A 13,383-nucleotide genomic window follows, 5' to 3' on the forward strand; every position below is an offset into this window, starting at 1 on the left:
GCCTAGGACGGCTCGGGCGGGCGGGGCACTTCGGGGGCCGCGGCCGTGCCGACGTCCGGGTTCGGGTTCGGGTCGGTGTTCAGGTCCGCGTTCAGGTTCGTGTTCAGGTCCGCGTTCAGGTCCGGGTCCGTGTTCGGGGCCTGCTCCGGTCCTGGGTCCCTGATCGAGGCCGCCTCCGGTCCCGGGTCCCTGTTCGGGGCGCCCTCCGGTTCCGGGCCCCGCTTCGGGGCCCCCTCCGGTTCCATGTCCCTGCTCGTGTCCGACGCCTCCTTGAGCGTTGCCCAGCGTGCTTCCCTCGTGGCCTCGCCCAGCCAGGTGCCGTCCTGCCGGACGGGCCCGTCGGGAACGAGGTCCGCAGGGAAGGGGCCGGCGGAGAACGGGTCAGCGAGGAAGAAGTCGTACGGCTCGAACGCGGCTTCGTCCGACTCGGCCTGCCCGGCCCGATTCGCCTCCGCCGGGCGCCGTCGCGGCAGCCAGCTCCTCACGGACGGGATCCGGGGGCGCCTCCACCACGACGGGGCGCGCTCCCCGGGCGCTTCCTCGACCTTCGTCTCAAGCGGCTCAGCGACCCGCTCGTCGCGCGGCACCCTGACCCGCCAGGCCCGCAGTCCCACCGCCACCGGCAGCCCCACGAGCGCCGTCCACCCCGCCGCCGCGAGCCCCGTCAGCCATCCCACCGGACCGAACTCCGCGAGCCCCGCGACGCCCATCGGCCCGCCCGCCATCGCCGCGAGCCCCGCGAAGACCAGCCCGCACAGCACCGCCGCGACGACGACCGTCATCGCCGTGCTCCCCCGCGCCCACGCCTCGTGCCGCTCCCCGCGCCGGGGCGCCGCCGCCCCCGCCACGAACCAGGCCATTGTCAGCCCCGCCACGACCGGCACCGCCGCCGTCGACCAGTTGAGCGGCGACCCGGGGCCCGGCTCCGGCACCGCCGCGAGCAGCGGGAACGCGGGCAGCAGCGGGCCCGCCGACACCCCGAGCGGCCCGGCCACGCTCCCCCCGCCGAGCGTGACGCCGGGTCCGAGCGCGTACGCGGCGCCCCACACCGCCGCGTTCGGCACCAGCGCGGCAGCCAGCAGCAGCACCGCGACCCGTCCCGACCACACGTCCGTGAGCTGCTCGAACGAATGCCGCACGGCCCCCTCGTGCCACACCGTCGACACTGCGACGATCAGCGCCCCGCCCGCCACAAGGACGAGCACCCCGGCGGCCGCGGCCCGCGCGGCGGCCGGCAGCAGGCGTCGTACGAACGCCTCGCCCCTGCCGTCCGGGAGGGCGTCGAGCCGATGGCGAAGGAGCGCGGGCAGCGGGGTGGGCGGGCGGCCGTGGGCCGTCCAGATCCCGGCGCCCGCGGCGGCCACGGCGACGGCCGTCACATGCGCGGCTGCGCTCGGCCAGGACGGCCGCAGCTCACCGCCCGACGCGTAGAACGCGGCGGCTCCGCCCACCAACAGATACCCGACGACGACCCCGCACCACGCGGTCCGCCAGGCCGGCTGCGGCGCGCCCTCGTCGTCGCCCTCCACCGCGTCACGCCCCGCGCGGTGCAGCAGCCACACCGGAAGCACCAGAAGGAGCAGTGGCGCGACACCGATGGGTGCCGGAGTCCCGGAGAGCGTGTCCGTCCTGATGACCTCGGCGCCGTGCGCGAGCAGCCACAGCGTGGCCGCTGCGTGCAGGGCCCCGGCCGGCCCGCTGTCCGGATAGGGCGAACTGATCCACAGCACCGTGACGAGCACGGCAAAGGCGCCGAGCCCGAGCCCGGCCGCGACAACCCCGCCGAACACGCAGGCGGCGGGCCCCGGGGAGCGGTCACGTACCCGGGAGAGCAGGAGCGGCAACGACTGGCCACGGTCGGTCATTTGGGTCACGCGGCCATGCTCCCAATGACACGCACTTTAGTCCCGTAACAGGCGAAGACCGGATGTGTCGCTGAAGATGCGTTTATGTACTTATTCGCGCGAAAGGGTGTGTGGAGTTCCCTATGACGCAGAGCGCCGCCTCCCCTCTCCCGCCGCCCACGGAGCGCCGCAGGCTCCGCGAGTCGAAGTCACTGACCCAGGCTCAGGTCGCCGCGAAAGTAGGCGTCACCCGCGAAACGGTCCGCTCCTGGGAGTCCGGCCGCACCACGCCGAGGGGCCGCCAGGGAGAGGCGTACGCGGATTTCCTGGCGAGCGTCGAGGCGGACGGACAAGCGCCGGCCGCCGCCACGGCATCCCCCGCCCGGGCCAGGCGAACCGCCGGACACCAGGAATCCGCCCCACTCGACCCGGGCCAGGAACGCGGCGGAGCATGGGCGGGCCCCGCAGCCAAGGCCGGACCGGGCGAGGGCCCGAGCCCCGCGGAGTCCCCTGATGACGCCATCGAGGCCTTCGACCGGCTCTACACCCACACGGCCCCCGGCCTGGTCCGCCAGACCTACCTCCTCACCGGCCGCCGCATCCTCGCCGGCGAGTCCGTGGAGCGCGCCTTCCAGCTCGCCTGGCAGCGCTGGCCCGAGGTCGCCGTGGACCGCGATCCCGCCGGCTGGGTCAGGGCCGCCGCGTACGAGTACGCCATGTCGCCCTGGCACCGGCTCCGCCCGAGCCACCGCCACCCCGAGGCGCCGCCCGCCGCCGCCGACGACCGCGCGCTGCTCGACGCGCTCCTGAGCCTGCCGCCCTCGTACCGCCGCACCCTGCTCCTCTATGACGGGGTCGGGCTCGATCTGCCCGAGACCGCCGCCGAGACGGAGGCGACGACACCCGCGGCGGCGCAGCGGCTGCTCCACGCGCGGGAGGCCGTCGCCGAGCAGCTGCCCGCCCTCGCCGTGCCCGACCAGCTCCACCGGCGCCTGACCGAACTCGCGGGCGCCGAGAAGCTCCAGGCCCCCAAGTCCACCCTGGTCCGCACGGAGGGCGAGCGACGGACCCGCTTCTGGACCCGCTCCGCCATCGCGTTCACCGTCCTGATCGTCGGCGCGACGGCCCTCACGATGCGCACCGCGCCGAGCCGCTACGAACCCGCTCCCGCCCCCGGCGCCGTGATCAGCGGAGTACCGCTGCGGACGGGGTCGGGACCGCTCACCAAAGCGGACAAGAAGCTGCGCGACAAGCTGCGCAAGGCGGTGCAGAGCGGGCCGCACCGCCTGGCCCCCGAGGCCGACTGAGGCCGTCCGAGGCCGACCGATCGGCCGAGTTCGACCGAGGCCCTCACCGGATTCCCGCACCGGTTTCCCCACGGACGAACGGCAGTGGGCCCGCACCCCCGAAAGGGTGCGGGCCCACTGATGTCAGGCAGGTGGCGGAACTACGAGAGCAGCTCGCGCGCCAGCTTGGCCGTCTCGGTCGGCGTCTTGCCGACCTTCACGCCGGCGGCCTCGAGGGCCTCCTTCTTGGCCTGTGCGGTGCCAGAAGAGCCGGACACGATCGCGCCCGCGTGGCCCATCGTCTTGCCCTCGGGGGCGGTGAAGCCCGCGACGTAGCCGACGACCGGCTTGGTGACGTGCTTGGCGATGTAGTCCGCCGCACGCTCCTCGGCGTCGCCGCCGATCTCGCCGATCATGACGATCAGGTCGGTGTCGGGGTCGGCCTCGAACGCCTCGAGGGCGTCGATGTGCGTCGTACCGATGACCGGGTCGCCACCGATGCCGACGGCGGACGAGAAGCCGATGTCACGGAGCTCGTACATCATCTGGTACGTCAGCGTGCCGGACTTCGAGACCAGGCCGATGCGGCCCGGCTTCGTGATGTCGCCCGGGATGATGCCGGCGTTCGACTGGCCCGGGGTGATGAGACCGGGGCAGTTCGGGCCGATGATGCGGGTCTTGTTGCCCTTCGACTTCGCGTACGCCCAGAAGGCGGCGGAGTCGTGGACGGCGATGCCCTCGGTGATGACGACCGCGAGGGGGATCTCGGCGTCGATCGCCTCGACGACGGCGGCCTTGGAGAAGGCCGGCGGCACGAAGAGGACGGTGACGTTGGCGCCCGTCTTCTCCATGGCCTCCTTGACCGTGCCGAAGACCGGGACCTCGGTGCCGTCGAAGTCGACGGACGTGCCGGCCTTGCGCGGGTTCACGCCGCCGACGATGTTCGTGCCGTCACCGAGCATGAGCTTGGTGTGCTTCATGCCCGTGGCACCGGTCATGCCCTGGACGATGACCTTGCTGTCCTTGGTGAGGAAGATAGCCATGGTGGTCTGAGTCCCTCTTCCTTACTTCGCAGCCGCGGCGAGCTCGGCGGCCTTGTCGGCCGCGCCGTCCATGGTGTCCACACGCTGGACGAGCGGGTGGTTGGCGTCGCTGAGGATCTTGCGACCCAGCTCCGCGTTGTTGCCGTCGAGTCGCACGACCAGCGGCTTGGTGACCTCTTCGCCCTTGTCGGCGAGGAGCGCCAGGGCCTGCACGATGCCGTTGGCGACCTCGTCGCAGGCGGTGATGCCACCGAAGACGTTGACGAACACGGACTTGACGTCCGGGTCGCCGAGGATGATCTCCAGGCCGTTCGCCATCACCTGGGCGGACGCGCCGCCACCGATGTCGAGGAAGTTGGCCGGCTTCACGTTGCCGTGGTTCTCACCGGCGTACGCGACGACGTCCAGGGTCGACATGACCAGACCGGCACCGTTACCGATGATGCCGACCTCGCCGTCGAGCTTGACGTAGTTGAGGTTCTTGGCCTTGGCGGCAGCCTCGAGCGGGTTGGCTGCGTCCTTGTCCTCGAGCGCCTCGTGGTCGGCCTGGCGGAAGTCGGCGTTCTCGTCGAGCGAGACCTTGCCGTCAAGGGCCAGGATGCGGCCGTCCTTGGTCTTCACCAGCGGGTTGACCTCGACGAGGAGCGCGTCCTCGGCGACGAAGGTGTCCCACAGGGTCACCATCGCCTCGGCGACGCCCTCGGCCACCTCGGCCGGGAACTTCGCCTGGGCCACGATCTCGCGGGCCTTCTCGATGTTCACGCCTTCGACGGCGTTGACCGGAACCTTCGCGAGGGCCTCGGGAGTCTTCTCCGCGACCTCCTCGATGTCCATGCCGCCCTGCACCGACGCCATGGCGAGGAAGGTGCGGTTGGTGCGGTCCAGGAGGTACGAGACGTAGTACTCCGCCTCGATCTCCGGGGACAGCTCGGCGATCATCACCTTGTGGACCGTGTGGCCCTTGATGTCCATCCCGAGGATGTCCGTCGCGCGGGCGACGGCCTCGTCCGGGGTGGCGGCGAGCTTGACGCCGCCTGCCTTGCCACGGCCGCCGACCTTCACCTGCGCCTTGACGACCGACTTGCCGCCCAGTCGCTCGGTGGCCTCGCGCGCCGCCTCAGGCGTGTCGATGACTTCACCGGCCAGCACCGGTACACCGTGCTTGGCGAAGAGGTCCCTCGCCTGGTACTCGAACAGGTCCACGCGCGTCCGTCCCTTTTCCGTGATCTCGCTGCGATCTCGCTGCTTTGTGGTCAGCTGTCTGCGTGGGCGTGCCGCGAAGGGCAACGTGACTGCGCTGTCACAAGGGAGGCGTAGGACGGAGTCCGGTACGCGGCATGTCCGTCTCGCAGGTTATCGCCGCTCGCCCGGGGTCCCTAAATCGCAGATCGCACCTGGGCGGTGATAACAGTCACAGATCGGGGCCCCACCGGCCTGGGGTGCGCCCGGTGGGGCCCCTGAGAGCCCCTGAAAGGCCCGGTGGGAGGACCTGGAGGGCCCTGCCGCCGGGCTGGGAAGGGCCCGGGCGGGTGATCCTCACCCCAATGAGGACCACCCGCCGCCATCTGCCGGGCCGGGCCCGGCATGTCACTCCGGTCCCCGGCTGCCCGCAGACGACGTATTCAGTCCGCCGTCTCGATCCGCCGTCGCGATCCGCGGTTGCGGAGGCGGACTTCTCAGGTGCGGAACCTCAGATGCGGAACCTCAGAGGCCGATGCCGTTGGCGGCGGCGTCCGTGACGTTCGTCAGGTAGCTGGGGGCGACCGAGGCGGCCACGCCCTGGACGCCGGAAACGGCGTTCCCGGCGAGCGGCTGCGCGTCGGCGCCGACCGTGCCGGTCAGGTCCTGCGCGAACGGCGAGACCTCACCGACGACCCCGCCGGCGAACGGCGTCACGTCGCCGACCACGCCACCGGCGAACGGCGCGACATCGCCCACGACGCCCTGCGCCAGGTACGCCGCGCTGCCGCCGACGCCCCGGACGACCGGCTGCACCTGGTCGTACACGGCCTGCACGAGGGGCTGGACCGCGCCGACGACACCGCCCGCGAACGGCGTCACGTCGTCCGCGACGACCGACTGCGCGAAGGGCTGCACCTGGCCGACGACCCCGTCGGCGAACGGCGTGACGTGGCCCACGACGCCACCGGCGAACGGCGTCACGTCGCCGACCGCACCGCCCGCGAGCGTGCCGACGTCACCGACGGCCTGGCCGGCGACCGGGAGCACGCCGTGCACGGCGGTCGCGGCGATGGGGGGAAGCACCGCGGCGGAGGTCTCGTCGACGACGGGACCGGCAGCCGTGGTCACTCCGCCGACGGTGCCGGAGGCGGTGGCCGGGACGTTCTGGGCGTAGCCCGGGACCTGCGACACGGTGCCGTACGCCAGAGCGGCGACGTCCTCGACCCGGGCGGTGGCGCCCTGGACGTGGCCCTGCGCGCCGGTCACCGTGCGGTCGGCGTCGGGGACGAACGCGGACAGGGGGCCGAACAGGTAGTCGATCTCCTGCGTGGCGCCGTCCTGTACGGCTCCGGCGTGGGCGGCGGCGTTCTGCGCGACGGCGTCGGCCGACACGTTCGGGACCCCGTCGGTGTGGGCGTGCGCGGCGCGGGCGGCGGTGGTGCGGGCGGTGTCGGCGACGCCGGTGACGCCCTCGACGTAGGTGCGGGCCTGCTGCTTGGCGTGCGCGGCGGCGGCCTCGACGCGGGCATCGGCGTGCCGGACCGCGCCCTGGGCCCCGGCGACGGCCGGACCGGCCTGGGGAGCGGCCTTGGCGGCGGTGCCGGCGGCCGTGCCCGAGACGGTTCCGGAGACGTGGGAGGCCGCGCCGGACACGGCCGTCCGCGCCTGGCCGGTCACGCCCGACACGGTGTTCCGGGCCTTGCCGGTGACCGAGCCGACGGTGCCGTGGGTGACGTCGTCGACGGTGCCCTGGACGTGGGAGACCGTGCCCTGGACATCGGCGACCACGTCACCGGCCACGTCCGGCAGCGCCACGGAGTGGGCGGGCATTTCGTCGGCGCTGGCGACGGCGGAGCCGAGGGCCCACGCACCGGAGACGCCGGCGGCTATCACGATGGAACGGCGGATGTTCTTGTTCATGCTTGCGTCAGATCCTTCGAATTCTCATGTCCGGTCCCGCGCTGGAGAGGTCCAGCGGTGAGCCGGCGGCGTCCGGCCGGAGTGGTCCGGCCGGCGGGCAGACCTGTGCCGCCCCCGCGCGGCAGGTCGCGAGCGGGGAACGGGCTGCCCTAGCCGGGGAATTCGGGGATGTCTCGGTGCCTGTCACGGGTGGGCGCGGCATGGGAGGGCGCCGTGGCACCGGGCAGCAGCCGGGCCGTCGCACTGCTGCCGAACGCCGCGGCGGCGAGATCGGAGTGCCGCGTGGAACTGCCGTCCCCCGCCGACTGACCGACCGTGCTGCCACTCGGGAACGCGGGGGCGGCGGGAATCGAGGTGCCGGCCGCCTTTGTGGCCGGGGTCCGCGTGGGTACGGCGTCGGCGCCTGCCGGGGCGAACACGTCGCCCACGGGCACGGCGGCTTCTCGCTTGCCGGGCCTTGCGCCGTCACTGTGCCCGGCGGCCGCCTGGGCTCCGGCGCCCGGAGCCGGCGCCGCGTGCGCGCCGTTCCCGGGCTGAGTGGGGGCGCCGGGTTCGCCGATCTGTCCCGGGATGCCGGGCAGCCCCGGCATCGACGGCGGGCCCGGCAGGAACTGCGGCGGAGCCTCGGCGGCAAGCCCGCCCACGAGCCCGCCGACGAACTCCCCCACTTCCCGGACCTCTTCCCGCACCGCCCCCTGGACCGTTCCCCGCACTTCGCCCGCTTCGCGCACGACGGGTGCGGCGACCTGGGTGCGGACCGGCTCGGTCACATGGGTCCGGACGGGCTCGGCCACGCGGCTGCGGGCGGGCTCCACGGCTTGCTCCCGCACGGCCCCGACTGCTCGGGAACCGCCGGCGAGAGACGTGCGGTGCGCCGCCTGCGCGGGGACGGATGCGTGAACGGGCGCGGGGACGGATCCGTGATCCGGCGCGTGAGCGCTTGCGTGAGCGGTCGCGTGAACCGCCTGCTCGCCCGTGGCCTCCGTCGGCGGCAGAACTCCCTCCGCCGCGTGCGCCCTTCCCCCGCACAGCAGGCCGAACATGACCAGGCCGCCGGCCAGCAGCATCACCCGGAGCGCCATGTTCAGCGCACGCCGCCCGGCCGCTGCGCGCACGACGCGCAGAGCGGCAGCAGGCAGAGCGACCGGGGAAGTCAAGGCGGGGGAACCCTCCCGTACGAGGGGCGCGGGACGCGGGACGCGTGGGCGCGGGGATGAGAACAGCCGCGCCGATCCTTGCACGGGATGCCGGAGGTTGCGCAAGCCCCCTGTTACCGATGGGTAGTCATGTCCGGATTTACGGCGTCCCGTACTTACGACGTCCCGTTCGCCGGGTTCCCGGAGTCCGGTATCGGCAGCGGCCGCTTCTCGATCGCCGCCGCCATCACCTCCGGGAAGAGGTCCGGCGTGCACGCGAACGCCGGTGCTCCCAAGGCCGCGAGCGCCGCCGCGTGCTCCCTGTCGTACGCGGGTGCCCCCTCGTCGGAGAGCGCGAGCAACGTGACGAACTGCACTCCTGACGCCTTCATCGCGGCGACCCGCTTCAGCATCTCGTTCCTGATCCCCCCTTCGTAGAGATCGCTGATGAGGACGACGACGGTCTCCGCGGGGCGGGTGATCTGCGACTGGCAGTACGCGAGCGCTCTGTTGATGTCGGTGCCGCCGCCGAGCTGCGTGCCGAACAGGACGTCGACCGGGTCGTCGAGCTGCTCGGTGAGGTCCACGACGGCCGTGTCGAACACGACGAGCCTGGTGTTGATGGACCGCATCGAGGCCAGCACCGCGCCGAACACGGAGGCGTAGACGACGGAGGCCGCCATCGAACCCGACTGGTCGATACAGAGGATGACCTCCTTCTTCACCGACTGGGAGGCGCGGCCGTATCCGACGAGCCGCTCGGGGACGACCGTGCGGTACTCCGGCAGGTAGTTCTTGAGGTTGGCCGCGATCGTGCGGTTCCAGTCGATGTCGTGGTGGCGGGGCCTGCTGATACGGGCGCTGCGGTCGAGCGCGCCGGTGAGCGTCGCGCGGGTCCGGGTGGCGAGGCGCTTCTCCAGGTCCTCGACGACCTTGCGCACGACGGTGCGTGCGGTCTCCTTCGTCGTCTCCGGCATCGCCTTGTTGAGGGAGAGCAGCGTGCCGACGAAGTGCACGTCGGCGTCGACCGCTTCCAGCATCTCCGGTTCGAGCAGCAGCGCGGACAGGCCGAGGCGGTCGATGGCGTCACGCTGCATGACCTGGACGACGGAGGACGGGAAGTACGTCCGGATGTCGCCGAGCCAGCGCGCCACGGACGGGGCGGACGCCCCGAGGCCGGCCGAGCGGTCGCGCCCCCGGCCCGGTTTGTCGCCTCCCCCGTAGAGCGCGGTCAGGGCGCCGTCCATCGCCGCGTCCTGGCCGCTCAGCGCGCAGCCGGTGCCGTCCGCCTCGTCCCCGCCGAGCACGAGCCGCCAGCGCCGCATCCGCTCCTCCCGGGCTCCCCCACTGAGCCCGTCCACCTGGTCGACCACCATCAGGCCACCTCCACAAGGTCGTTGTCACCCCGGCCGGAGCCGGAGCCCGAGCCGGAACCGGAGCGCGAGCCGGAACCGGAGCGCGAGCCCGAGCCCGAGTCAGATCCGGCGTCGGCGTCAGATCCGGCGTCGCCGTCGGCGTCGTCCGTCCCGAGCAGCAGCCGCAGCACCGGCAGCACGGCGTCGGCGCGGGCCGGGTCGAGGCCGGGCGCGAACCCTGGCGGAGCCGTCCCCACGCCCGCCGTGGGTCCCGCCCCCGCGGGCCCCCGCCGCACCAACTCGCCCAGCGTGCGGCGCACCCCGGATTCGTAGGCGGAGAACGTGCGGCGCAGCAGCGGCAGTACGTCCGTGAACGCGTCCGCGGAGACACCCGTCAGCCAGTCGTCGACGAGCGTGAGCAGCCGCTCGTCGTGTACGAGGAGCAGCCCGCCGCCGGAGCCGCCGCCCACGAACCCCTCGATCCACGCGGCGGCCTCGGCGGGCCCGGTGCCCGGTGAGAGGGCGAGCCCCATCAGCCGCGCGGCCTCGCCCTCGGCCAGCTGTCCGTCGTCGAGGAGCAGCCGCGCACACCGTCCCCGGATCACCCCCGCCACGCTGTCGCGTCCGGTGAGGACCCGCAGCACCGTGTGCCAGCGGCCTCTGTGTCCCGCCGTCCCGTCGTCCTCCAGGAGCGCCACTGCCGCGTGGACCGCGTCCACATGCCCGCGCATCTCGGCCGCGGCGTCCCCGTCGAGCCCGGCGCACGCGGGCGGCAGGCCCACGAAGACGCGCTCGGCGAGACCGGCCGCGACCTCGGTCAGCGCCTGGGTGTCCGTGCCCCGCACGTCGCCGTAGCGCAGGGAGCGGACGAGCGCGGGCAGGGCCTGGGCGAGATGGCCGACGTCCGCGTCCATCGCGGCGCGGTCGGCCAGCACGCGCATCACCACCGGGAGCGCCTCGGGCAGTTCGGCGAGAAGGCAGCGCTCCGCGAGGGCCGTGACGTCGGCGAGGGCCTGTGCGCCGATCGCGTCCGCCTCGACTCTGGCGGTGGCGGCCGAGAGCACGGTCGTGCCCCAGACCCCCGCCTCGGCGACGCGCACGGACAGCTCGGGTTCCCAGCGCAACCGCCAGGTCTCACGGAACGTGCCGGTGGAGGCGCGCATGGACCGTGCCGGCTCGCCCCAGCCGACGTCGAGGAGGCGGAGCCGGTGCAGGAGCCGGCTGCGCGCCGCGTCGGTCTCCTTGCGTAGGTCGAGCTCCAACTCCCGTTCCAGAGCCTCCGGTTTGAGCCGCAGGGAACGCTGGAGCCGTGTGAGGTCGCGTTGCAGCGGTACGGCGGGCGCCGCGTCCGGGACCTCGCCGAGTACGTCGCCGACGACGAGCCTGTCGTGGACGAGCGACAGCGGTACGTCCGATCCCTCGCACATCACGGCGCGGATGGCGTCCGTCGTCTCGGACAGTCCGGCCAGCGGACGGCCCCGCATCGCGGCGAGCGTCTCCGCGAGCCGCACCGCCTCGATGACATGCGCCGAGGACACGATCCTGTCCTCGTCCCTGAACAGCCCGGCGACCTTGGTCATCCAGCGTTCGACGGGCCGGTCCGGGGCGCTGAACAGATGCCCGTACCAGCCGGGCGAGTCGATGCCCGCGCCATATCCGCCGGCCCGCGCGAGACGGCGGTGCGTCCAGGGCACCCAGGTCATGTCGACCTTGGCCTTGGGCAGCCCCTTGAGGACGGCCCGGTCGGCGGCGACCGTCGCCTTCATCCGCAGCGCCGGAACGTGCCAGGCGCCGCACACCACCGCGACCTCGGCCCCGAACTCCTTCTGTGCGGAGCGCAGTTGAAGGCGCATGTACGCCTCCCGCACGAGGTCCCGTCCGTGCCCTCCGTCGCCGTACTCCTCCCTCAGCGCCTCCATCGCCTCACCGAGTGCCTCGAACGGCGCGAACGCGTCCCCCGACGCGCCCCGGTGCTCGACGACGTCCTCCCACCAGCGCTCCGGGTCGTCGTGCCCAGCGGTCTCGGCGAGTACGGCGAGCGGATCGACGCGCATCGCCTCCCTGGTGTCCTCCCCGCTCCGCTCCCCGTCCCCCTCGGGCTCGTCCGGTGTCACGGCCTGCTCCCGCAGGGCCAGGCTGTGCGCCGCCGGCAGGTCGATGAAGCGGACCGGCACGTCCCGCTCCAGGGCCCACCGGATAGCGACCCACTCCGGGGAGAACTCGGCCAGCGGCCAGAACGCGGAACGCCCCGGCTCGTCCACGACATGCGCCAGCAGCGCGACCGGCGGCACCATGCCCTCATCGGCGGCGAGCGCCACCAGCGCGTCCGCCTCGGGCGGCCCCTCGACCAGGACCACACGCGGAACGGAAGCGTCGAGCGCCGCCCGGACAGCCCTGGCCGAACCGGGGCCGTGATGACGTACCCCCAGCAGCAGCGGCCTCTGCCCCCTCTCCCGCTCGCTCATACGCTCACCTCGCGGCACGCGCGGTAGAAGTCCTTCCAGCCGTCCCGCTCGCGCACCACGGCCTCCAGGTACTCCTGCCAGATCACCCGGTCCGCGGCCGGGTCACGGACGACGGCGCCGAGGATGCCCGCCGCGACGTCCGACGGCCGCAGCACGCCGTCCCCGAAGTGGGCGGCCAGCGCGAGCCCGCTCGTCACGACGGAGATCGCCTCGGCCGTGGACAGCGTGCCGCTCGGCGACTTCAGCTTCGTACGCCCGTCCTCGGTGACGCCGCCGCGCAGCTCGCGGAAGACCGTGACGATGCGGCGGATCTCGTCCGTGCCGTCCGGAGCGGCCGGCAGGTCGAGGGACCGGCCGATCTGGTCGACGCGGCGCGAGACGATGTCGACCTCCGCCTCGGCGCTCTCCGGCAGCGGAAGCACCACGGTGTTGAAGCGGCGGCGCAGCGCGCTCGACAGGTCGTTGACCCCCCGGTCGCGGTCGTTCGCCGTGGCGATCAGGTTGAAGCCCCTGACGGCCTGTGTCTCCTGGCCCAACTCCGGTATCGGCAGGGTCTTTTCCGACAGGATCGTGATCAGCGTGTCCTGCACGTCGGCCGGGATGCGGGTCAGCTCCTCGACCCGGGCCGTCATGCCCTCGGACATGGCGCGCATGACGGGGCTGGGCACGAGGGCGTCCCGGCTGGGGCCGTGCGCGAGCAGCCGCGCGTAGTTCCACCCGTAGCGGATCGCCTCCTCGGGGGTGCCCGCCGTGCCCTGCACGAGCAGCGTCGAGTCGCCGCTGACGGCGGCCGCGAGATGCTCGGAGACCCAGGTCTTCGCGGTGCCGGGGACGCCGAGCAGCAGCAGGGCGCGATCGGTGGCGAGCGTGGTGACGGCGACCTCGACGATGCGGCGCGGCCCCACGTACTTCGGTGTGATGACAGTGCCGTCGGGCAGCGTCCCGCCGAGCAGATACATGGCGACGGCCCACGGCGAGAGGCGCCAGCGCTCCGGGCGCGGCCGGTCGTCCTGCGCGGCCAGCGCCGCCAGTTCGGCGGCGAAGGCGTCTTCGGCATGCGGCCGCAGGGCCTGCGCGGCGCCCTGATCCCCCGCGGACGCGGTGCTCTTATCGGTCGGTTCGACGGACACGGTCATGGCGATCCCCCCTCGA

Annotated in this window: 9 protein-coding genes; 1 reads left to right on the forward strand and 8 read right to left on the reverse strand. The window is 73.3% G+C overall.

Going from position 1 to position 13,383, the window contains the following annotated elements:
- Positions 1-2 precede the first annotated feature (2 nt).
- Positions 3-1,865, reverse strand: a complete 1,863-nt coding sequence (locus ACIPWY_RS28445) for a DUF6350 family protein (protein ID WP_393703566.1) — start codon at positions 1,863-1,865, stop codon at positions 3-5.
- Between the two features lie 122 nt (positions 1,866-1,987).
- On the opposite strand from ACIPWY_RS28445, the gene ACIPWY_RS28450 reads away from it, so the two are divergent.
- On the forward strand, positions 1,988-3,151 hold the full coding sequence (locus ACIPWY_RS28450; RefSeq protein WP_393703457.1) for a helix-turn-helix domain-containing protein: 1,164 nt from the start codon (positions 1,988-1,990) through the stop codon (positions 3,149-3,151).
- Positions 3,152-3,291: 140 nt separating this feature from the next.
- Here the strand turns inward: ACIPWY_RS28450 and sucD are convergent, their stop codons facing one another.
- The 7 genes from sucD to ACIPWY_RS28485 all read right to left on the reverse strand — a co-directional run bounded on the left by sucD (position 3,292) and on the right by ACIPWY_RS28485 (position 13,367).
- Positions 3,292-4,173: a succinate--CoA ligase subunit alpha gene (gene sucD / locus ACIPWY_RS28455; protein ID WP_362904293.1), complete on the reverse strand. Its 882-nt coding sequence runs from the start codon at positions 4,171-4,173 to the stop codon at positions 3,292-3,294.
- Positions 4,174-4,194: 21 nt separating this feature from the next.
- Positions 4,195-5,376 carry an ADP-forming succinate--CoA ligase subunit beta gene (gene sucC / locus ACIPWY_RS28460; protein ID WP_362904290.1) on the reverse strand — a complete coding sequence of 394 codons (1,182 nt, stop codon included), beginning with the start codon at positions 5,374-5,376 and terminating at the stop codon, positions 4,195-4,197.
- A gap of 501 nt (positions 5,377-5,877) precedes the next feature.
- Positions 5,878-7,275 (reverse strand): hypothetical protein, encoded by a 1,398-nt coding sequence (locus ACIPWY_RS28465; protein WP_393703454.1) that lies wholly within the window; start codon positions 7,273-7,275, stop codon positions 5,878-5,880.
- Positions 7,276-7,424: 149 nt separating this feature from the next.
- Positions 7,425-8,432, reverse strand: coding sequence for a hypothetical protein (locus tag ACIPWY_RS28470; protein WP_362904286.1), 1,008 nt, complete (start codon positions 8,430-8,432; stop codon positions 7,425-7,427).
- 155 nt (positions 8,433-8,587) lie between these two features.
- Positions 8,588-9,787, reverse strand: coding sequence for a VWA domain-containing protein (locus ACIPWY_RS28475; protein ID WP_393703451.1), 1,200 nt, complete (start codon positions 9,785-9,787; stop codon positions 8,588-8,590).
- The gene (locus tag ACIPWY_RS28480) at positions 9,787-12,231 is read right to left on the reverse strand and encodes a DUF5682 family protein (protein WP_393703449.1); all 2,445 of its coding nucleotides are present in this window, start codon (positions 12,229-12,231) and stop codon (positions 9,787-9,789) included. The genes ACIPWY_RS28475 and ACIPWY_RS28480 overlap by 1 nt, the downstream gene beginning before the upstream one ends.
- Complete coding sequence (locus ACIPWY_RS28485) at positions 12,228-13,367, reverse strand: AAA family ATPase (protein WP_393703447.1); 1,140 nt, start codon at positions 13,365-13,367, stop codon at positions 12,228-12,230. The genes ACIPWY_RS28480 and ACIPWY_RS28485 overlap by 4 nt, the downstream gene beginning before the upstream one ends.
- Positions 13,368-13,383: the final 16 nt, after the last annotated feature.

The sequence above is a fragment of the Streptomyces sp. NPDC090032 genome (genome assembly GCF_044748025.1).
In the GTDB taxonomy this organism is placed as follows: Bacteria; Actinomycetota; Actinomycetes; order Streptomycetales; family Streptomycetaceae; genus Streptomyces.

Bases quoted from the DNA above. Each gene is read 5' to 3' on its own strand.
- ACIPWY_RS28445 (WP_393703566.1), bottom strand. From the start codon at position 1,865: ATGACCGACCGTGGCCAGTCGTTGCCGCTCCTGCTCTCCCGGGTACGT.
- ACIPWY_RS28475 (WP_393703451.1), bottom strand. From the start codon at position 9,787: ATGGTGGTCGACCAGGTGGACGGGCTCAGTGGGGGAGCCCGGGAGGAG.
- ACIPWY_RS28480 (WP_393703449.1), bottom strand. From the start codon at position 12,231: ATGAGCGAGCGGGAGAGGGGGCAGAGGCCGCTGCTGCTGGGGGTACGT.
- ACIPWY_RS28485 (WP_393703447.1), bottom strand. From the start codon at position 13,367: ATGACCGTGTCCGTCGAACCGACCGATAAGAGCACCGCGTCCGCGGGG.
- sucD (WP_362904293.1), bottom strand. From the start codon at position 4,173: ATGGCTATCTTCCTCACCAAGGACAGCAAGGTCATCGTCCAGGGCATG.
- ACIPWY_RS28450 (WP_393703457.1), top strand. From the start codon at position 1,988: ATGACGCAGAGCGCCGCCTCCCCTCTCCCGCCGCCCACGGAGCGCCGC.
- ACIPWY_RS28465 (WP_393703454.1), bottom strand. From the start codon at position 7,275: ATGAACAAGAACATCCGCCGTTCCATCGTGATAGCCGCCGGCGTCTCC.